This window comes from Serratia sp. K1WW1, from assembly GCF_055790865.1.
On sequence record NZ_CM147697.1, the window covers coordinates 2,988,186 to 3,008,882 of the forward strand.

Below are 20,697 nucleotides of genomic sequence, written 5' to 3' on the forward strand. Positions count from 1 at the left end.
GGAAGACACTATGACAGTCACGCGTAAACGAGTGGTGATCACCGGTATGGGTCACCTCTCTTCCATTGCCACTAACGTTGCCGAGTTCAAACAGGCACTGCTGAATAAAACCTGTGGGATCAAGCCCAGCAAAAAGTATCTGGAATGGTTCGAGGATGCGAACGCCTCCGAGGTATTACAGCCTCTGAGTTGGCCCGATCTCCCTGCTGATATCGTTGCCTCATTGGATAATGCTTCTTTGTGGGCCTATAAGGTTGGCCATGAGGCTTTGCAGCAAGGGCAGTTACCACGCGGAGAACTAAGGGATAAAACCGGGCTGATCATCGGCGTTTCCTCTGCCGGTACCGAGCCCTTTATGCCACTGATCGAACGCCAGACGGAGCGCTTCTCGTTGAAGAAGGCCATGATCTCCGGCAGTTTTGCTTCCTGTAGCGCCATTGTCTCTTCACTGCTGGGGCTGAAAGGGGGCTTTGAACTGGTCGCTACCGCCTGTACGGCCAGTACCAACGCGATGGGGATTGGTTATGACCTGATCCAGAATGGCAAGAATGCCACGGTGCTGGTAGTTGGCACCGAGCCTGTCTATCTGCCGACCTTTGCCGGATTTTACGCGCTCCATGCCATGAAACGTACGCCGTCCAGCCCGTTCTCCGGTGCCCCAGGGATGTCGGTTGGCGAAGGTGCTGGCGCTTTGTTGCTGGAGGAATACGAACATGCCGTCGCTCGTGGCGCGACGATCTATGGTGAGATGGTCTCTTACGCCACCTCTTGCGATGCCTATCACGAGACAGCCCCAGATCCACGGGCCGAAGGGGCGGTACAGGTGATGCGCCATGCGATGCAGAATGCCGAGATCGGGCCGCAGGATATTGATTATATCAACGCCCACGGTACCGGCACGGACGCTAACGATCGCTGCGAAACGCTGGCCATGAAGAAGGTCTTCCCGAATATCATGGCTATTCCGGTGAGTTCAACCAAGGCTTATGTGGGACACAACATCGGCGCCGCCGGGATCATTGAGCTGACCGCCTGCTTCCTGACCTTGCCGGAAAACAAGATCCTGCCAACGCTCAACTTCACTACGCCGCGCGCAAACTGCGATCTCAACTACGTGCCCAACGAGTTCCAGGAAGCCGAAGTCAAGATGTTCATGAAGAACAACTATGCCTTTGGCGGTAACAACTGCTGTGTGATTGCCAGCGTCAAGCCAGAGCAGAGTCCGGTAACGCATTATCAACCCAAACGCGTCGCGATCACCGGCATGGGAGCGGTCAGCTCCGTGGGCCACACCTTGCAAAGCATGCTGGAAAAAATGTGGGCGCAGGAGCTACTGTCACAACTTTTCTCACCGGAGCTCGATGACGATACACGCCATGGATTTCGTGAATTACTCAATGTCATGTTGAAAAACCAGGGTGTGGCTAACTACATGAGTAACCGCTTCGGTGCACAGGATGTGGAATATGAGCTGAACAAACCGGGCGGGGTGCATCAGGTGCAAGGGTTGGATGCCCGTAAGACACTACGCCGCTTTGATCCGCGTAAAGCCAATACCATCAGTACCTTTGCGTTACTGGCTCTTACCCAAGCCATGAACGACGCCGGGCGCAAGATCAAACGGGATGGCCAGACAATCGGCATGATCCTTGGCATGTCCAAAGGGCCGCATTCGACGGTGGATCGTTACCTGCAAAGCCTGTTCCCAGACCCAACCAAAGTGCGGACCTCTGAATTTCCAGGTGCGCTGATGAATGCCATTTCAACTTTCTGTTCCATTTCCGAAGGGATCAAGGGCTATAACACCTCGCTGGCCACAGGTATCAATGCCGGATTGGGCGCATTGACTTACGGCTACGAGTTGGTCCGCCAGGATCTGCAAACGCAGATGATTGTAGGGGGGGCGGATGAAAATATGAACACCTTCGTCATCTGCCTGCAGGCACTGAACAGCGATCTGCTGCTGACACGCGACCCGGCTGATTTCCAGATCTACAGCAACTGCGGCTCAGGCTATATCCCAGGTGAAGGTGCGGGCATGCTGCTGATTGAAGATTTACAGCATGCACAGGATCGTGGGGCCCACATTCACGCCGAAATTGTCGGCTATGGCAAATCCAGCGATGGCTGTTACTTTGCCAAGGATGATATGCCAGCCCGCATCGAGTCCATGGCGGTGGCCATTCGTCAGGCATTGCACGAAGCCGACATGGAACCGGAAGAGGTGGATCTGATTTGTGGCACCAGTGATGGTACCGCCGCCCGTGATGCCGTTGAGATTGGGGCGATCCGTAGCGCCTTCGGTGAAGCTCGCCGTAACCTGCCGTTTGTTAACTACAACGCCTGGTTTGGCCTGGTGGAGTCCTGCGTCGGTATCCTCAATATCGCGGTGGTCACGGAGATTATGAAGCGGGGTGAAATCCTGCCGATCCCTTACACCGAAAACTTCTGTGCGGAGGATATCGCCTTTGTCACCCAACCGCTGAAGAAAACCGTCCGTAACGCTCTGGTGCTCGGTGCAACGGAAGGCGGCAATCACTATGCCGTGGTGCTGAGGAGTATGGCGTGATCCAGAATGTCGTCCTGAGTGGTTGGGGCGTCACCAGTGCTTATGCGCCGGATTTTCCGGCGCTGATCAAGGGGCTGAGCGAAAGCAGGTTGTCCAGCACACAGCCCTGGTTCGCCACCGAAAGCGAATGGCAGGATCTGCGTTTGAGTTGCAACCCGCACCATGTTGCTGACCCTCAGCCGGCCGGTACGATATTGACCCGCCTGCAGCCGGTGATCAATCAGGCGCTTGTCGGAGCTGGGATGACAACGGATCAATTGCAGGGCAAGCGGGTTCGGGTTTATCTGGTAGGCCATGGTGAACGGCCCGACATTGCTGATTTTATGGGGTATCAAGAGCGTAACGATCAGGAAGAACTGCGGTTATTGCCAAAAATCAAACGGCTGCATGCCAAGAGTTACGGTCAGGATCGGCTGGCGCGACAGCTGACGCAGAGCTATCAGCTTAGTTGGCCACCGGTTTCGCTTTATTGCGCCAGTAACTCTTCTTTAGCAGCGGTCCATTTGGCCCACTCGGCCATTGCTGCCAATGAGGTTGATTTGGTGCTGGTCGTTGGCTGGTTTGAAACGCTGACGCAGGACATTGTCTTCCTGGGCGGCCAGGACATGCTGGGGGAAGAGGGTTCACAACCGTTTAGCAGCCATAATAGCTGCATTCTACCCACCAACGGTGTCGTAGCGTTGATCGTTGAAAGCGAGCAACACGCTCGTCAACGCAGCTTTACTGCGCCCGTCAATTTGCGCAGCTCAGTGTTTTGCCAGAGCAGCGGTGCCAGGGGCAGCAGTTCCTTCACGGCGGATTTCCGCACCATTGCCCAGACGTTTGAGCGTGCACTGCTGGAAGCCGGGCTCACCGCGCAAGATATCGCCTGCGTTTTCCCTCATGCCAATGGGGTGATCGCCAGCGACAAGGCAGAAGACATGGCGCTGCAAAAAGTCTGGGGGAAATGCGGGGTTCCGGTGGTCAGTTACAAGGGACAGGTCGGTTACATGGAGAGCTGCTGTGGTTTGCTGGACCTGATGCTGGCGGCGGATGCACTACAACAACGTCGTCTGCTGGCGCTGACCACGCGTTACCCGATTAACGACAGTCTGCAAATTCATGTTCATGCTGATAGCCCACCGTTGGCACTGAAACGGCAGCACATCCTCAAGTCTGGCATCGGGCTCGATGGTTCGGCCATCGCCATGGTGATCTCCGCTAACAGAGAGGACGCTGATGAACACGGTTAAACAAGTGATACCGGCGGCGGCCATCAATCTGGTGGGGTTTTCCCTGCTGGAACCCTGCACGCCGATGCAACGGTTTTTTCCTAGCTGGTACAACGTGTGGGAAGCCTGGTTGCATAAAAAAGCCAATGCCAAAGCGGGCAGCGACCAATGGTTGTTCCGTCGTTTCGGCATTGACGGTGAAATACTGCCTGAAGAGGCGCTGCGTAAAGCCAATTATCGTGGCTGGCTGAACGACATGAGTGCGGCCTGTGCTCAGGCGGTGGCACAGTTGGGGAGCAAGGGTGAGTTTCGCCTGCGCAATGAGCGTAATGCGTTGATTTATTGTGATTCCTGGGGGGAAGCATCGGTATTTGAAGGGGTCAACAGCTGGCGAGACTCGTTGAGCGTCGATATTCTGCCCAAAGGTATCGTGCGGGATTACGGCATCAAGGATTTCACCTGCAAATTGCGCGGTGAGCGTAACGGCTTGCTGAGTGCGTTGCGGATGGCGCAGGACTGCCTGAACAGTAATATGGCCGATAACGTCATCATCTGTGGCCAATTCCGCAGCTTCCCGGTGTTGGTTTTCTCTGAGGCCGAACACTTTCCTTCATCCAGCAAACGGGGGCCGATCCCCGCCAACAGTCAGTTCAGCGTTGAGCGGGTCGGTTGCCTGATCCTCAAGAAGCAACCAGGCCAGGGCGTTGTTCTGCATTTGAGTGATTATCAAGCCTTGTCGGGGTCTACCCAGCGGCGCGCGCTGCAGCTGGCAGACCACTGTAAGCGTTATCTGGCTAGGGATACCCAGGCCGTGTTGGGCGTAACACCGCCGGCACTGTCATTTCGCGCCGTGCAACGGCAAGCGTTTGAACAGTTGCCTGCCGATCTGGCTTGCGTCTCGCTCAGTGAACTCTACGGCGACAGCGGCTGCATGAATCCGGCCTTGGCCTGGCAGTATCTACTGCAAAGCAATATCACCGGGCACAGCTTGTTGAGTGTGCTCGACGGTGAGGGCGGAGCCTGGTTGCTGGAGAACTGGATACCGCAAGCCTGTCAATTACCGTCAAATCATCGGGGAACATCATGACCAGCCAACATATTGCACAACCTCTGCCTGTGGTGTCGATGCAACAGGCAGGCAAACGCTTTGGTAAAGGGCCGGGTGCCATTGTGGCGCTGGGATCGATTACCACCGAAATCCATGACGGCGAGTTTATCGCGTTATGTGGGCCGTCCGGCAGTGGTAAAAGCACGTTGCTCAATCTGATGGGCGGTATCGATTATCCCACCAGCGGCCATGTCTATTTGCTGGGTAACGACCTTTCCACGCTCAATGACCAACAAGCCGCTTGCCTGCGTGCTGATGCCATCGGCTTCGTATTCCAGTTCTTTAACCTGCTGCCGGTACTGAGCGTGTTCGATAACGTTTATTACCCACTGATGCTTAACGGCTTCAGCCGCCGCGTGGCGCAAGACCAGGTGATGGACATGATCGAAAAAGTGGGGTTGGCGGCGCACTACAAACGCACGCCCGGTGAGCTTTCCGGCGGGCAGCAGCAGCGCGTGGCGATCGCCCGTGCGCTAGTGAAACGCCCACGCTTGATCGTTGCCGATGAACCCACGGGCAATCTGGATACTCGTACCGGGCAGGAGGTCGTCGATCTGCTGCTTACCATGAATCAGCAACTGAAAACCACGTTTGTTATTTCCACCCATTCATTGACGCTGCGCGATCGGGCCAAACGGGTGTTGGAAATCAGGGATGGGGAGTTGGAAAATGATGTTGTTATCGCTTAAGCGTTACGCTGTCACTTTATTGGTGTTGGTCAGTGGGCTGTCGCAGGCCGCTGGTGTGCAGGAAGCGCAGGACAACCCCAGCTTACAGGCGATCCTGGCGGTTAATTCTAAAGCGCCAATGAGCACGTTGACCGGTGCGGCCAGCCGGTTACAAGCCTTGTATCAACAGCACCCGGATCGTCGCATTGCCAAAATGTTTTATGGCTATGCGCAACTGTTTATGGCCACGGATTTTCTGGCCAAGAAGAATTATATGCGTGCGGCAGAAACTTCAAAACTGGGTTTTTTCTACATTGATGAAGCGGCGGAAAGCGAAGAGAACGACTGGCAGATGCGCTTTCTGCGTGTGCGGATGGATGCATTTGTTCCAGCCAGCCATGGCCGTTGCGTCGTGGCCTTGAAAGACCTGGATTATTTGCAGCAGAACCCGGCGGTGCCCGCTGATTTGAAACCGATGATCACGCTGATGTCCGCGCATGCGCTGGCCAGTTGCCAGCGTGTGGCCGATGCCAAGGCAGCCTGGGCGTCGTTGGCACAGCAGGGCGCAGAGGGGAAACGGCTGTCCGAGCACAGCACGGCACCTGAATGGACGCCTGCTGAACTGAACGCCATCATCCAGCCGCTGACGGAGGTGCCAATATGATGAATATCCTGTTCTGGGTTGCCAACATGATTATCATTTACGCCTTGTTGGTGGTGATCGTGACGGCGATCCGTAAACCTACCGATATCCGTTATACCTTCCTCAACCTGTTTCGCCAGCGCCGTCGTTCCGGGGTGACGCTACTGGCGATCACCCTGGGCGGGGTGGCGGTGTTTATCTTTGGCGGGGTTGTCGATTACTCGTTCTGGGCGCTGCGTGAACAAACCATCCGTACCAACCTGGGGCATATTCAACTTTATCAGCAAGGCTACCTCAGCAGCGGGGCCAACAATTCACTGCAGTACACCATCGATAACTACGATGAGGTGAAGCAGCTCCTGCAGGCCGATCCGGTGATTGCCCCGAAGATCGCCACCATTACTGGGCAACTGGCGTTTACCGGCATCATTTCCCAGTATGACAAGGGAGCTTCCACCTTCTTTACCGGCGTGGGGATCGAACCTCTAACCTCGTTGGTGCTGGGCTCGCTGGATAAAATCATTTCTGGTAGCGACCTGTCGCGGGTTGAACAGCAGGACATCACCATGGGTTCTGGTATCGCCAATGCCTTGTCGGCGGGCTATGGCGACTGGATCGACATGTTGGTGGTCAACCCGCAAGGTGGGCAAAACGCCATGTCTTCTCAGGTACGCGGCGTCTTCCAGTCCGGCATCAAAGAATACGACGATACGGCGATCAAGATGCCGCTGCACACGGCCCAGCGTCTGTTGCAGACCCAGGATGTCAGTAAAATCATCATCATGCTGCAGGACACCAACCAAACCGAGGAAGTGCTGGCGCGGATCAATCAGCTGATTGAACAGCATCAGTTCAAGCTGGAAGCGCGCTCCTGGGATGAGTTAGCCATTTTCTATCATCAGGTGGTGAACCTGTTTGAAGGGATCTTCCTGTTTATCAAATCCATCGTCAGCGTCATCGTGGTGTTCATGATCGGCAACACGTTGATGATGAATGTCATTGAGCGTACGCGGGAAATCGCCACGCTGCGCGCACTGGGCCTAAACCAATCCTATATTGGCCGCCTGTTTGTGTTGGAAGGGATCATCATTGGCATTATTGGCTCGGCGCTGAGCGTCAGCTTCGGCATGCTTATCGCTGCACTGATCAATATCAACGGCATACCGATGCCGCCTTCGCCTGGTTATACCCAGGGCTATCTGGCCTTTGTGCTGTGGGATCAGGACTTCAATCTGTTCTGGTTCTCCTGTGCGTTGCCGCTGGTGACCGCATTGATAGCGTCCATTATCCCGGCACGCCGGGCATCGAAATTGGTTATAGCGCAAGCATTCCGCTTTGTTTAAACCCTCAGGGAGAGAAGAGATATGTCAAAGGGACAAACCGTACTCATTACCGGCGCAGGCCGTGGCATTGGTATGGCGATCGCCGAAAAACTGGCGCAAGAGGGCTATGACCTGATCCTCAACTACCGCAAGGATCAGGGGAAAAGTGCGGCCAACCTGCAACGCTTTGTCGCAGCAGAAACCCGCGTGAAGGTGACCTTGGCCAAAGCGGATATCGCCGAACCGCGCGATATCAGTGACATGGTGAAAAAGCTCAGACAGCAGGGGATCGAACGTATCGATCATCTGGTGCTGAATGCCGCCGCCGCGCCGTTCAAAGCCTTTATGGACATGACGCGCAGCGACTGGAAGCTGTTGCTCAATACCAACCTGATCGGCAACACCGCCTGCGTACAGGAAGTAGTACCGATGATGCCTCAGGGCGGTACGATCTGCGTGATTTCCAGTCTAGGCAGCCAGCGCGTATTGGAAAAATATCCGCTAGGCATCGCTAAATCGGCACTGGAAAATCTGGTTAGCTACCTGGAGGTGGAACTGTATGACCGCAATATCCGGGTCAATGGCATCTGCGCCGGGGTGGTGAATACCGATATGCTGCCGTATCTGGACGAGCTGTGGTCAGCAATGTTCGAACGTTGGAATAACGCGCCGCGCCGCTGGAAGGTGGAGCCGGAAGAGGTGGCCAACATTACCGCGTTTCTGGTCTCTGACCAGTCGAGTGCGATACGTGGCAGCACCCTTATTGCCGATCTTGGCATGATGCTGGATATATAGCCCCATAAACAAGGACCGTTCCCATGAAATATCAATTAGCTGGATGCCTGGTTTTACTGGGTCTGTCGGGTGTGGTACAGGCGGCAGAACCGTTGGATCGTCATCAACTGAACAGCCTGACCCAGGAAGATCAGCAGGCCCGTGAGATTATCCGTCGTGCCGATCGCGTGAGGGCACCCGGCCGGCCTTTCCGCTATACGCTGACACTGCTGGAGCATAAGGGAGGGCGTGATGTCACGGAGAACCAGCAGGTGCTGGATATTTCCATGCGCTTCTATAAGCCTTCGGAGCAGATAGAGAAAGGGGATGCGCGTGCGCTGGTGCGCTTTATCTCCCCGGTACGTGACAAAGGCAAAGCCTTGCTCTCCGATTTGGACAAAATGTGGTATTACGCACCAGACCTGCGGCGCCCGATCCCCATTTCCCGCCAGCAACGCCTGGTGGGGCAGATCTCCAACGGTGACGTGGTTGCCGCAGACTTTGATTACTCCTATATCTCCCAGCTGGTGGGTGAAGAGGCCTGTGGCCAGACGATCTGCTACAAACTTTCGTTACAACGCCGTTGGCCTTATGTCACTTATCCAGCGATCAGTTACTGGGTGGAAAAAGACACCGGTTTCCCTAGCCGGGCCGATTTCCTTTCCGCCGACGGTGTGCCGATCAAGCGTTCGTACTATCGCGATTATCAGCAGGTGTTGGGCCAGATGCGGCCAACTACCATCGTGGTGGAAGACGCGCTGCGCAAGGATAACTACACCACCATGCGTTACAGCGACATCCGGTTGGAATCGTTGCCGGAAAGCAACTTCCAGAAAGAGTATCTGCTGAGGTTGGGCGGTTGATGGCAAGCAGGCGATCCCCTATTAGCGGGGTTCTGCTGCTGGTGGGCGCCTATAGTAGCAGCAGTTGGGCGGTTGACTGTCTTATCCAGCGCGGTTACGCAGGCATGGAGGGGATATCGTCCCATTCCTCGGACTCATTATGGCAGTTTGACGCCCCGGCATTTCGTAACAACGCTATAGCCAATCTGTACCTTTCCGGCGTGGCGCGCTGCACGTTGACCGAGACCCTTAGCGTCAAGGCGCAGGTCAGTGGTGAGTACGCTATCCAGGCACGTCAGCCGGGAGTTCTGGAGGATCAACGCCGCCAGGGGCTGGGCATACTCAACGAGGCTACTGCCAGTTGGGCGGTCAGCGACAGTGGGTATATCGATGCCGGTAAGGTACGTAAAACCAGTGGTTATCTGTTCTCGGTTGCGCCGCTCGACCTGCTGCGCAATATCAGCAGCAATATGCGTAGCGTGCGAGTGTTTGGCCTGGGGGATCGCGGGCGCAACTTCTACGATGAAGGGGCGTATGGCATCAGCAGCTCATGGTACCGCAACGAAGGGACCTTCACGTTAGCGGCCTTTCCGCGCCTCAAGCGCAACAACCAGCGTCAGGAAGCCGCCTCGGAATGGGACGCGATCCTGCGCACCAACAGTACCGACAGATACTATGCCAGTTACACCGCGACCGGTCTGCAGGCATTCAACCCGACTTTTTCGCTACTGGCTGGCGATCGGAAAACCGTGGCGTTAGGCACCAGTGGCAACCTGACGGATATGCTGATCCTCAGTGTTGAGGGGGCGATTTCCCATGGGCAGACCTGGCGTCACCTGGACATGGCTTGCGCACGTGCCATGCGCCAACTTGCCAATGTGCAGGAGCCGTACAAGATGCGCGCCAATGGTGTGCAAGCGGATATCGGCGTTGGCCTGCGTTACACCACTGGCGATCAAAGCGAATACGGCGCGGAATATTATGGTCAGAGCCAGGGCTACAGCCGCAGTGAGTGGCAGGACAACGTCGACACCATTCGCTTCGTCAATGGGGGTTACGGTCAGTCATTGCCACCGCTACCTCCACCGTTCATGGCGGATCTCCGTGACGGCTATCAGCAGTACTCCCGCATGATGGCGGCAGAAACCGATAACGTTGGGCGGGGCGGCGACCTGCTCGGCAAACACTACCTCACCCTCTATACGCGCACCAATAAAGAGCAGGTTGGCAGTGTCGACTGGTCGGTCTCCGGCATGGTCAACCTGGTAGATGGCAGCAACGTGCTGAATTTACACCTGAGCACGCCGCTCAAACACAACATTGAGGCTTATACCGGCGTTGCCGCCAGCTTCGGCAGTAAAGAGAGTGAGTTTGGCACCTTCGGAGAAAAAGGAAATATCTATGCAGGCATGCGAATCAATTGGTAATACACCGGCCGCAACTAACGTCGCGGACGGTTGGATGATGATTTTCCCAGGACAAGGATCCCCGGCGATCGGCATGGGCAGCGATGTCTGTGATGTTTCACCAGGCACCAAGGCGGTGTGGGATTGTGCCAGCGATGTTTCCGGGCTGGATGTACGCAAACTGTGCCAGAAAGGGCCGATGACACGCCTGACCAAAACCCTTTATCAGCAGTTGGCCGTCACCACCGTTAACGCCGCCATGCTGACGTTGTTACGCGAACGGGCTCCCGTATTGGAAAGCGGTTATGCCGGGCATAGCGCAGGTGAATATACCGCGCTGTATGCCGCCGGGGTGATGGATCTGGAAATGATGTTCCGCGCCATCAGGCTGCGCGCGACCATCATGCAAAACCTGGCCGAACAGCGCAAAGGGGCGATGTATGTGGTCAAGCCCTACGGTCATGATGCGCTGCGCGAGCAGATCGACAATCTTGGGTTGGGAACCGTACTCAACGTGTGCTGTGACAACGGGCACCAACAGCAAGTGGTAGGAGGGGAACTGACCGCCGTTAAAACCCTGGTTAATCATCTGGCGCGCCATGGGGTAAATACCATCAAGTTGGGCGTCAATGGTGCCTGGCATACACCGTTGATGCATGATGGGGTGGCACAGATGCGCCAGGCATTGGCCGACCTGCCATTCTCTTCGCCGGTTTGCCCGCTGATCATGAACAGCAGTGGCAAAGCGGAATACGACGTGGCGCAGATCAAGGAAAATTTGGCGTTGCACCTTATCCATACCGTGCGCTGGCGTGAAAGTATGGATCGGTGTGCCCAGATGGGACATCGCCGCTATCTGGAGATCAGCAACAAGAAAATCCTCAGCCACCTGTTGGCGGAGCACTACGGGGCTGACGAGGATTACCATATCCAACACTATTACCATATCGTTGGCAGCAGTGTTAAGCATGCGGGATAAGGGCGATATGATGCCAATATTGACTACTTTCAGCCAAAGATACATGCGAGGAGCCGTGATCCCCGTGGTGTTGGTCTCCGCTATTCTGACCTCGTCACTGATCCGCAACGTCATTGACATTACTCTGCCGGAGATGATTGCCGGATTGGGGGCGATCTGTCTGTCGATTGTCTGGAGCATGATGCGCGATGGTCAAGGTTACTGGGCGTACAGCGTATTCACCTTGCGGGTGTTTAAAAATCCGCAAGCCATCGCGGGCCAGTATACAGAGCGTAAAACAGCAGGGATGGCGAAATTGCTGTACCAGCCTGGCTGGGCTTCTTTGGTCATACTGTGCCTGGCGGCGGCGCTGAGCGGACTGATATGGCTGTGCGGCCCAGACTGGCATTATCCCTTGATTGCGCTGCTTGGTGTCTTGGTGCTGCCAGCCTTGATGGTGGTTCAGCTAGGCAAATCAACTCCATTTAATATCCTGCTGGCCTTGAAGTCCTACAGTGAGCCCGAAAGCTATCGCCCTCGGCAGCGCCGCTTGCCAAGATTGGTGGCCGAAGATTTGCTATTGAATCTGCTAACCAATTTCGCCCTGGTCTTGCCGATTGCCCGTAAGCCCGCATTTAGCCTGGCTCCCGGCTATGCCGATCCTGCCTTTATCGTCGCGTTTATGATCCTGATGGGGGCGGTGACGCTGTTTATGCTGGCGTTCGCCAGCCGGACACGACGCTATGTGCTGTTTGGGGAGTTACTCAATGGTACGCTGGACGCCAACTCTGCGCCTGCTGCTCCCTGGGAGTTCACCGGCAAGTTGACGCGTTGGCAGCGTGGTCTGCTCTGGCTGCTGGCTTCGCAGCTGTGGGCTATTGCGATCTGCCTGGTGTTTGCGGCATTGCAGATCACTGCGCAATTTATCCCGCTAAACCTTTGTGCATTGTTGCCGTTGCTGGTCGTCTACTGTGCGGAACGCTATCAGACCTTGTATAACAACTACAATGACGCGCTGGAAATGCACAAACGCCATCAGGTATATGTCAATAACGATGCCAAAACGATGAAGTAATTCATGGGGGGCTTCTGGCGCCCCCCATGTGACTAGAGAAGTCTGCGGTTATTGGATATTGAAGAAGCCAACGCGCAACAGCACTTCAGCGACCACAATCAACCCGCTGCCCAAGGTAAGCAACCGCTTGTTGATGCGTTGGGAACGCCAGCAGAATGCCAGTGCGCACACGCCAGCGATCAATACGACCCACGAGGCGAAACGCAGGCTGGCCAACTGAGCAAACGCTTCCAACGGTTGATGAGGGAAGGTGACAACGTCACTATTCCACACCGAGGTCAGGTACTCCATATACACGGGTTGTACCAGCAGGCGGCACAGCGTGATGGCAATCAGCAAGACCACTGCCGTCACTGCCAGCTTTCTCATCAGCTGTGAGGGCAGATCGGGGCGGATCGCCAGCGACCACAGACTGGCAACCGCGCCCAGGCTGAGTACCGAACCAAAGAACATCAGGTAGGTGTTGAAATGCATCCAGGTCACTACAGAGCTGTGAACATAGATGGCACTCATACAGAAGACGTCGACGATCCCCAGTAGCGAGGCAATCAGCAGTAAACCGACCGGCAGCCGTTTTGAGAGCAGAGCAATCAGTGTCCCCAGTCCTAAAAACGCCAGATAAAGGCTGGCAAAGATGATTTCACGGCTCAGCCAGGAGCTTTCCACATGCCGCAAGGCGTGGAACGCATTCAGCGGATACCCCAGGTGGGCAGTTGAAACCATCAGACCCAGTGCCCCGAAGATAAAGGCGAGCAGCATGAAAGGCAGCGCATAACGACGCTTTTCCTGGCTGCCCAGCCCTTGCTTGGCCAGCACCAGGCTAAAGGTGGTGAACAAGGTGATACCGACGGAAGCCTGCACCAGCAGGGTGAAAATGATAAGAGGCCATTCATGCATGATTATTTACTCCCCTGTTCTGCACCTTGATGCGGTTTGACGACCAGATTAGGGTGAGTAATGGCGGAGTCAGGCAGACCCTGCACATCACAAAGGTCACCATATTTCGCCCGCAGTTCATCAATAGGGCCAAACTTGATGGCCCCTAACGGACAGGTTGCCACGCAGATGGGTTGTTCCCCAGCGGCTTGTAAATCGATGCAAAAATCGCACTTTGACATCTGACCGGTAGTCTCGTTGAGCTGTGGTGCACCGTACGGGCACGACCAGGCACAATAGCCGCAACCGATACACTTATCGGTGTCGACGCGCACGATGCCATCACCGGGGCGCTTATGCATCGCGGTGGTTGGGCAGTTAACCGTACAGATCGGGTCCTTGCAGTGGTTACAGGATATCGACAGGGTGTAGGCGTATACGTTGTTATGGAAACCGCCCTGGCCGGTAGAGACAAAACCGCCGCCCTTGACCTCATAAATGCGACGAAAGCGCCGCCCGACTTCCAGATTATTCTTGTCTTTACAAGCGACTTGGCAGGCTTTGCAGCCGGAACAGCGCGAGGAGTCAATATAGAACCCAAGCTGGCGATCGCTGACAGGGGCATATTCGATAAATTTACTCATGCTTTGGCAACCTCCACAAGCATCGTTTGGTGAGAGTTACCTTTCGCCAACGCGGTGATCCGCGCAGAGCTAAGCACGTTGGCACAGCCGCCATGATCGACGCCGTTGGCGTCAGGCTGCCACCATGATCCCGCTTGCAATGCCACCACGCCAGGCATAATACGCTGGGTAACCTCTGCCGGAACCAGCGTCACGCCGCGATCGTTGTGGATACGAACGTAATCTCCTTGCGCAATGTGCCGGTGGCTGGCATCTGCCGGGTTGATCCACAGTTTCTGCGTCTGCACCTCCTGTAACCACGGGTTGGCATATTGGGTGGAGTTAGCCCGATTCTTGCCTTTCCAGGTGATCAACTGCAGCGGGTATTTAGCCGCCAGTGGGTCTTCAGGTCCCTCATGAGCGGGAACATAATGGGACAACGCAGGAATTTCCGGGTGGTGCATGTCATACAGACGTTTGGAGAAAATCTCGATTTTTCCTGACGGCGTCGGGAACGGATGGTTTTGTGGGTCACGAATGTTATCGGCAAAGGCAATATGCGGCTTGCCTTTGAACAGGTGGCGGCGCTGTACCAACAGCTCATCAAACGTCGGCAAATGTTCATCCGGCATGGCCTTGCGAGAGTTTTCCCAGATCTGCACGATCCACTCTTTCTCGCTACGACCAAGGCTGAATTCCTGCTCCACGCCCAGCTTCTGGGCCACTTCACGGATCCAGTCGTAATCGGAACGGCGTTCAAATTCAGGTTCAATCAGTTTTTCAGACAAGATCAAATAGTTCGCCGTTCCCCAGGTTTCGCCGATGTTCCAACGTTCCATAAAGCTGGTTTCGGGCAATAACACATCGGCATATTTTGCGCTGGGCGTCAGATAGAGATCGCTTTGCACAATAAATTCAATCTTGGACTCATCGGCCAACACCTTGACGGCCTGGTTGATGTCCGGGTTTTGGTTGGCCAGATAGTTACCCGCCAAGGAAAACAGCAGGCGGATATTGCTATTGAGCTGGTCACCACCGGTCAAGCCATCTGCGGGCGTGACCTTGCTGGCATCATCCGCCGCCTGCACCCAGTTCATTATGGAGATTTTTTCTTTTACCGGGTTATCTGGCATTTCTGGACCAGTGGTAAATTTACGGTTACCAATGCCGCCATAGCCGCCAGCCCAACCGCCTTTGATACCCACGTTGCCGGTGATGGTTGCCAACAGCGTTGAACCTCTGGCGGTGCGCTCGCCACAATTATGCCGTTGCGGCCCCCAGCCTTGGATCAGCGCAGCCGGTTTGGCCGTGGCGTAATCACGCGCCAGCTGACGAATAGTTTGCGCCGGGACATGGGTGATAGCCTCAGCCCACTCTGGGGTTTTCTTGATGCCGTCTTTAGCCCCCATCAGATAAGCGACCAGCGACTCGTTGGCGGGCACGCCTTCCGGCATCGAACCCTCATCAAAGCCCAAGGTATAGCGGGTGATAAACGCCTGATCATGCAGGTTTTCACTGATAATGACGTACATCATCGCATCCATCAGCGCGTTGTCCGTGGCGGGCCGCAACGGGATCCACTGATCCGCCAACGAAGACGAGGTGTCTGAGTAACGCGGATCAACCACGATAAAGCGGGTGCCGTTCTGCTTCATCTGCTGAAAATAGTGGTTGGTATGGCCAAAGATGGTTTCCGTAGGGTTATGTCCCCACAGGATCACCAGTGGCGTCTCGCTCAGGGTATCCAAGGTGTTGCCACTGGCCGCGGCCCCGTAGGTATACGGAGTGGCCGCACCGGTGTTACCCATACTGACCGAGTGATAATACTCAAGGTAGCCGCCGGTCAGGCTGAGCAGACGGCGAGCCATTTTATCGCCAGAGAACGCGCCGCCAGTAACTGCGGTATTGTTATGCACAAAGCGCGAGGCGGGGCCGTATTTCTCGGTGATCCGCTTCATGTTATCGGCTATTAACGTGGTCGCCTCATCCCAGGAGATGCGGACAAACTTACCTTCGCCGCGTTTACCGACGCGTTTCATCGGGTATTTAAGCCGGTCGGGATGATAGACGAATTTACGGTAGCCGCGGCCACGCACGCAGGCGCGCATAATCGGCATTTCCGGATCAAACTCGGCATCGGGTAGGGTGGTGATACGGGTAACCATGCCGTCTTGCACATGGGCGCGGATATCGCATTTACCGCCGCAGTCAAAGCTGCTACAGGTCGGAATGATGCGTTCTGGTGGCACAGCTCCAGCCGAGGTATCGTTGTGGGTACCCTCGTTGGCATAGGCAAATCGAACGCCAACCAGCGGGGCTGCGGCTAGTGCGCTGCTCACTTTAACGAAGTGACGGCGGCTAATCCCTGGCGGGGAGTCGTTATTATATTTATCGGTCATGATATTTGCTCAAAAGAAAAAATATTATCGGCGGTTAGCCACTCTCGCTTCATTGCGAAATATCAAAGGGATCTACTTATTTAGGAGTAATTTAATGATTTTACGGCCGTAATGATAATGTTACTCATTTAATTTCATTGTTTTTGTATTATGTGGCAGGTAATCGCACATAAATAAGAATATTCTTGGGTTGTTAACTTGAAAATAAAAAGCGCCTAACATGAGTGATATTTTCTGCCAAAAACAGTGCTATTCATTCGCTCTGTGAATGTAATGAAAGGGATAAATTTACTGCAAAACCCTATTCCCCGTTACGTGACCCGCTAATATGCAAGTATGTGGCATGGTTTCCACCACGCTAAGAAAACCTGACGGCTCTCGCATTGGTGAGAGAAATTTATGGGATTGTGACAGACAAACTCATATACTGTATTGACTTAGGCTAAATCGAGGGACTGAAGGCTTATGAGATACGATCCGGTTTCGCAAACTTTTGTTGAAGATGACTACCGCCTGCAAGATCACCTTGATTTTAAACGGCAGCACGCGGATATCAACTATCAAAAGCTGCATGCTCAGCTCAACGAAATGAAAGATGAGAACATGTATGCCTTACTCACGGTAGAGGAGGCGCAGTATTTCTTAAAAACCTTATGCGATCCCAATGCCAACCAATCGTGGAAGGATGCGATGTTTTCCTGTACCGACCCGATGTCGTCTTTTGCTGGCAATATCGCCGAGTCACTGTCCGTGGGTAGGATCGCGATGGAGCTGAGAGGGTTTGGCATCACGGCAACCGAATACGTGGGGAGAAATGGCAATCGTTACATCCGGTTGTCGGGATACCCTGGCATCAGAAGGTATTTAAATGCTACCCGCTACCTGATTGATAACCACAGAATATTAGATATAGGTATCGGGACCAGAGGTATTGAAAATGGCATTATTGGTGGGGCAAGATTCTGTATTGTATTTTCCGCCGCTTATCGCGCCGTTGAGCTGTTGCTAAAAGACGAATATGGTTTGACCGATTTTTTTGTGAATTTAACTATGGATATGGCTAAGTTGGCGGTGTCAATTGGGGCTACATGGTGGTTAAAAACGACAGCGACAGCTGCTATGCTTACAGGATCTAGCGTTTTAATTATTGCAGGTGGCATATTTTTATTTGGGGTTGGAATTACTTTTGCTTTGTTCTGGTTAGATAATAAATATAAAATAAGCGAATCAATAATTAAAAACATGAAGTCATATAAATCACATAATTCACCGTATCATGCCGACCAATTCTTTAATGCTTGGGGGAGACTCAGTCATGGATGATGTAACCAAACCGATTCATGGACTTTTTGCAGCCATTCTTTTGTTGCTTACATGCTGGCTCGGTTGGCTTTCTTTAAGTGGGTATGTCGCTTTTTTTAGATTAAGCGACATCGTTATTTTTTCTTGGGTAGTTGGGTTGATGATATTTGGCGCTCCTTTAATGTTGTATTTCTTATATGTGGTATTTTATCCCCCCATAATGAATAAACCCATAAAAACGAATAATAAACTGGGCAACTCATTGGTTATTTTAGCTATAATTGGCGCTGTAATTAGTCTGTTCTCTTCGATATATATCGGTCACGATCTGAAAGGTAGAGGGTATAAAGTGTGTTCAAAAACGTCTTGGGTTGCACCTAATGAATATGTGAAAGATATCAAATTATGCCAATAGTAAAATATTTAGTGCATGAGGAGAAGTATGTTTGGCAGAAGGTTTTTTTAACACTCAAGGGAGACTCAGTCATGGATGATGTAACCAGACCGCTTTATAGCGTCTTTGTGGGTTTTCTTTTATTGCTTGTATGTTGGGTTTGTTGGCTTTCTTTAAGCGGCTATATAGACTTCTTTAGATTAAGTGATGTCATCGTTTTTTCGTGGCGAGTAGGGGTGATTGTGTTTGCAACTCCTCTTCTGCTTTACTTTTTGTCTGTTCCGCTTTATTTTCAATTAAGAGGGATGCCGATAAAAGTGAACAATAAACTATTTGGTAGGTTAGCCCTGCTTGCTATGGTAGGGGCAGTAATTAGTTTGTTTTTTTCATTCTATGTGGGCTATAGCCTTAAAACGAACGGCTATAAAACCTGCCCAAGAAAATCCTGGAATGCGCCGACCGAATATGTAAGAGATATGAAATTGTGTTAATAAAAAATACCAGACACCCATAAGAGGGTATCTGGCCTAGATAATCAGTAAACCCTGTCATCCCAGATGCTATAACCCGAAGTGCCCGCGCTCTTATGGCTCCAGCTAATGGACTTATACTTTACCTGCACCTTTTCAAACGGCATTTTGTCACCCTCATCGATGGAGTGGGGGTAGATGCAGGTGATGTCGACAAGGGTGGCGTCGGTCAATTTAACTTCGTAGTAAAGCTCTAACTGGCCAGCGGGATTGACGCGATAAAAGTAAAAAATGATGTCTATCGGTTCATTTTCCGTTATTGCCACACCTAGTAACGGAGATGACTTATCGATTGGCTTAATAAAATGTACCGGGTGGTGGGAGACGTTCTGTTCGCGGCTGATGCTATGATTTAAACCTAATACCTGCACCTGATTTTCATGGCCGGCCTGGCACCGGTTGCCAATAGAGTCCAGCGATGAGCATCCGGCGGAGATTAGGCCCTGTCTCTTGCCGTTAATACTTGCGTAAATCAAATTAGACATATCGCTTCCTTATGTAGTCCATACCTTCATTAAAAACACGCTATGAATCATTATCAGTGCCGCTGTGGCGGCGCTGAGGGCACCGTAAGTTCGAGCGTAAAGCAAAAATGCTCGCCGCCTGAATCCGTAAATTTCGCCTCGGCGATATGGCCTTCATTTTCAGCATACAATGAGAAAAAACGCTCCATAACCACCGATAATACTTCTACCGTTTCCAGTTGACTATTGTTAATACTTTCATTGAGTTGTCGATCCAGTTTGGCCACCAACTCATTTTGGTCATTAATGATGTTGCTTGTCTTGGTCATGTCCATGCCTCTTTCATAAGAACAGCCACCGCAAGCATTAATGTGAGGTGGTGGGTAGTTTTTCCAAGCTAAGTTTGAGCATGCGGCCATCTGAAACCTTCATCTCAGCGCTATCCGTCTTATTGGCTCTGAATAATAAAATGCAAATCCGCATCAGTAATGCCAGCTTTTCTTCGGGTGCCAAGGGACTATCGCGTAGAGCCTGTTCCAACTGCTCGACTAGTTGCTCCATCGCCGGAGTTTTATGACCGAATAGCGTCCTTGATTCTTTTTCCATACTAACCTCCCTTATCATCAGTAATACAGATTAACTATAAATAACTGGGGTTGTCTATAAAAACGCATGCGAAGCAATTTCTGTTATTCAAAATTAAAATGTCGGCCCATTGTTTCATTATAAAAATATATGTTATTGACGCTTTTATCTGTGCCTGAAGGGGGTAGGTTAAAATGCGAAAATAGACGTTGCTATTTTACTTGACGGCGGCAGGGGATGCCTGAGCCAAATGGAGCACAAATCCCGGTGGACAGAGGCTGCGAAAAAGCGACAATAAGCGGGTTAACTTAATCAAAGGACATGAAGTAATGCATACACTTGACGCTATTGAGCAACGCCGCGCGACCAAACAGTTCGATACCCAGCATGTGATGACGCTGGATGAGAAGAAGGCGCTGCTCAATATTGCCCTGCAAAACACCCCTAGTGCTTTCAACCTGCAACATTGGCGTCCGCTGCTGATCGAAGATCGTGCCCAGCGTGAGCATATCCGCGAGGTGGCCTGGGGCCAGGCGCAGGTGACCGATGCCTCGATGCTGGTTGTGCTGTGTGGCGATCTGTCCAGTTGGGAATCCCAGGTGAAAAATATCTGGCGTGAAGCGGCGGAACCGGTGCAACAGTTTATGCTGCCCGCTGTCGACCAATATTACCGTGGTAAGGCTCAGGTACAGCGTGATGAAGTAATGCGCAGCAGTGGCCTGTTTGCTCAGACGTTGATGCTGGCGGCCAAGGCTCAAGGTTATGACTCTTGCCCAATGGACGGCTTTGATTTTGACGCCGTGGGCAAGATCATCAATAAGCCAGAGCACTACCAGATTGCGCTGATGGTGGCGATTGGCAAGGGCATCGGCCAACCTTATCCGCGCATTGGTAAGCTGCCGGTTGATGAGATTGTGCAGATCGACCGTTTTTAATTGAATAGCCTCT

Annotated in this window: 21 protein-coding genes; 15 read left to right on the forward strand and 6 right to left on the reverse strand. The window is 53.0% G+C overall.

Annotation, left to right across the window (positions count from 1 at the left end; all coding sequences use genetic code 11):
• The first annotated feature begins 10 nt into the window (after positions 1 to 10).
• The 11 genes from ACX9GU_RS13570 to ACX9GU_RS13620 are packed head-to-tail and all read left to right on the forward strand — an operon-like array spanning position 11 to position 12,576.
• Complete coding sequence (locus ACX9GU_RS13570; RefSeq protein ID WP_473191858.1) at positions 11 to 2,569, forward strand: beta-ketoacyl synthase N-terminal-like domain-containing protein; 2,559 nt, start codon at positions 11 to 13, stop codon at positions 2,567 to 2,569.
• Positions 2,566 to 3,801, forward strand: a complete 1,236-nt coding sequence (locus ACX9GU_RS13575; protein WP_473191859.1) for a beta-ketoacyl synthase N-terminal-like domain-containing protein — start codon at positions 2,566 to 2,568, stop codon at positions 3,799 to 3,801. Before ACX9GU_RS13570 ends, ACX9GU_RS13575 begins: the two co-directional genes overlap by 4 nt.
• Entirely contained in the window at positions 3,788 to 4,867 is a 1,080-nt protein-coding gene (locus tag ACX9GU_RS13580; protein WP_473191860.1) for an ATP-binding protein, read from the forward strand. Before ACX9GU_RS13575 ends, ACX9GU_RS13580 begins: the two co-directional genes overlap by 14 nt.
• On the forward strand, positions 4,864 to 5,577 hold the full coding sequence (locus ACX9GU_RS13585; protein ID WP_473191861.1) for an ABC transporter ATP-binding protein: 714 nt from the start codon (positions 4,864 to 4,866) through the stop codon (positions 5,575 to 5,577). The genes ACX9GU_RS13580 and ACX9GU_RS13585 overlap by 4 nt, the downstream gene beginning before the upstream one ends.
• The gene (locus ACX9GU_RS13590) at positions 5,558 to 6,220 is read left to right on the forward strand and encodes a hypothetical protein (protein WP_473191862.1); all 663 of its coding nucleotides are present in this window, start codon (positions 5,558 to 5,560) and stop codon (positions 6,218 to 6,220) included. Before ACX9GU_RS13585 ends, ACX9GU_RS13590 begins: the two co-directional genes overlap by 20 nt.
• Positions 6,217 to 7,542, forward strand: coding sequence for an ABC transporter permease (locus ACX9GU_RS13595; RefSeq protein WP_473191863.1), 1,326 nt, complete (start codon positions 6,217 to 6,219; stop codon positions 7,540 to 7,542). The genes ACX9GU_RS13590 and ACX9GU_RS13595 overlap by 4 nt, the downstream gene beginning before the upstream one ends.
• A 21-nt stretch (positions 7,543 to 7,563) precedes the next feature.
• On the forward strand, positions 7,564 to 8,316 hold the full coding sequence (locus tag ACX9GU_RS13600) for an SDR family oxidoreductase (RefSeq protein WP_473191864.1): 753 nt from the start codon (positions 7,564 to 7,566) through the stop codon (positions 8,314 to 8,316).
• 23 nt (positions 8,317 to 8,339) lie between these two features.
• Complete coding sequence (locus ACX9GU_RS13605) at positions 8,340 to 9,158, forward strand: outer membrane lipoprotein-sorting protein (RefSeq protein ID WP_473191865.1); 819 nt, start codon at positions 8,340 to 8,342, stop codon at positions 9,156 to 9,158.
• Entirely contained in the window at positions 9,158 to 10,564 is a 1,407-nt protein-coding gene (locus ACX9GU_RS13610; RefSeq protein WP_473191866.1) for a hypothetical protein, read from the forward strand. The genes ACX9GU_RS13605 and ACX9GU_RS13610 overlap by 1 nt, the downstream gene beginning before the upstream one ends.
• Positions 10,539 to 11,522 carry an ACP S-malonyltransferase gene (locus tag ACX9GU_RS13615; RefSeq protein WP_473191867.1) on the forward strand — a complete coding sequence of 328 codons (984 nt, stop codon included), beginning with the start codon at positions 10,539 to 10,541 and terminating at the stop codon, positions 11,520 to 11,522. Before ACX9GU_RS13610 ends, ACX9GU_RS13615 begins: the two co-directional genes overlap by 26 nt.
• Positions 11,523 to 11,529: 7 nt before the next feature.
• Positions 11,530 to 12,576: a hypothetical protein gene (locus ACX9GU_RS13620; RefSeq protein ID WP_473191868.1), complete on the forward strand. Its 1,047-nt coding sequence runs from the start codon at positions 11,530 to 11,532 to the stop codon at positions 12,574 to 12,576.
• A 48-nt stretch (positions 12,577 to 12,624) separates the two neighbouring features.
• Here ACX9GU_RS13620 and ACX9GU_RS13625 read toward each other — a convergent pair whose 3' ends face one another.
• Genes ACX9GU_RS13625 through ACX9GU_RS13635 form a run of 3 tightly spaced genes read right to left on the reverse strand, consistent with a single transcriptional unit; the run spans position 12,625 to position 16,474 of the window.
• Positions 12,625 to 13,473, reverse strand: a complete 849-nt coding sequence (locus ACX9GU_RS13625; RefSeq protein ID WP_473191869.1) for a dimethyl sulfoxide reductase anchor subunit family protein — start codon at positions 13,471 to 13,473, stop codon at positions 12,625 to 12,627.
• Between the two features lie 2 nt (positions 13,474 to 13,475).
• Positions 13,476 to 14,096 carry a DMSO/selenate family reductase complex B subunit gene (locus ACX9GU_RS13630; RefSeq protein WP_065685822.1) on the reverse strand — a complete coding sequence of 207 codons (621 nt, stop codon included), beginning with the start codon at positions 14,094 to 14,096 and terminating at the stop codon, positions 13,476 to 13,478.
• Positions 14,093 to 16,474: a DMSO/selenate family reductase complex A subunit gene (locus tag ACX9GU_RS13635; RefSeq protein ID WP_473191870.1), complete on the reverse strand. Its 2,382-nt coding sequence runs from the start codon at positions 16,472 to 16,474 to the stop codon at positions 14,093 to 14,095. Before ACX9GU_RS13635 ends, ACX9GU_RS13630 begins: the two co-directional genes overlap by 4 nt.
• 465 nt (positions 16,475 to 16,939) lie before the next feature.
• Here ACX9GU_RS13635 and ACX9GU_RS13640 point away from each other — a divergent pair, with 465 nt between their 5' ends.
• From ACX9GU_RS13640 to ACX9GU_RS13650, 3 genes are all read left to right on the forward strand, one after another.
• Entirely contained in the window at positions 16,940 to 17,797 is an 858-nt protein-coding gene (locus ACX9GU_RS13640; RefSeq protein ID WP_473191871.1) for a hypothetical protein, read from the forward strand.
• Positions 17,790 to 18,191, forward strand: a complete 402-nt coding sequence (locus tag ACX9GU_RS13645; RefSeq protein WP_473191872.1) for a DUF1240 domain-containing protein — start codon at positions 17,790 to 17,792, stop codon at positions 18,189 to 18,191. The genes ACX9GU_RS13640 and ACX9GU_RS13645 overlap by 8 nt, the downstream gene beginning before the upstream one ends.
• Positions 18,192 to 18,262: 71 nt before the next feature.
• A complete protein-coding gene (locus ACX9GU_RS13650; RefSeq protein WP_473191873.1) occupies positions 18,263 to 18,661 on the forward strand; it encodes a DUF1240 domain-containing protein in 399 nt (132 codons plus the stop codon).
• A gap of 44 nt (positions 18,662 to 18,705) precedes the next feature.
• Here the strand turns inward: ACX9GU_RS13650 and ACX9GU_RS13655 are convergent, their stop codons facing one another.
• From ACX9GU_RS13655 to ACX9GU_RS13665, 3 genes are read right to left on the reverse strand one after another with little or no spacing between them, the layout of a single operon-like run.
• Positions 18,706 to 19,185, reverse strand: coding sequence for an Hcp family type VI secretion system effector (locus ACX9GU_RS13655; RefSeq protein ID WP_094981255.1), 480 nt, complete (start codon positions 19,183 to 19,185; stop codon positions 18,706 to 18,708).
• A gap of 53 nt (positions 19,186 to 19,238) precedes the next feature.
• Positions 19,239 to 19,493 (reverse strand): hypothetical protein, encoded by a 255-nt coding sequence (locus tag ACX9GU_RS13660; RefSeq protein WP_473191874.1) that lies wholly within the window; start codon positions 19,491 to 19,493, stop codon positions 19,239 to 19,241.
• A gap of 37 nt (positions 19,494 to 19,530) precedes the next feature.
• Complete coding sequence (locus tag ACX9GU_RS13665; protein WP_473191875.1) at positions 19,531 to 19,770, reverse strand: hypothetical protein; 240 nt, start codon at positions 19,768 to 19,770, stop codon at positions 19,531 to 19,533.
• Between the two features lie 308 nt (positions 19,771 to 20,078).
• Between ACX9GU_RS13665 and ACX9GU_RS13670 the strand changes: the two genes are divergently transcribed.
• The gene (locus ACX9GU_RS13670) at positions 20,079 to 20,684 is read left to right on the forward strand and encodes a nitroreductase family protein (protein ID WP_024530294.1); all 606 of its coding nucleotides are present in this window, start codon (positions 20,079 to 20,081) and stop codon (positions 20,682 to 20,684) included.
• Positions 20,685 to 20,697 lie beyond the last annotated feature (13 nt).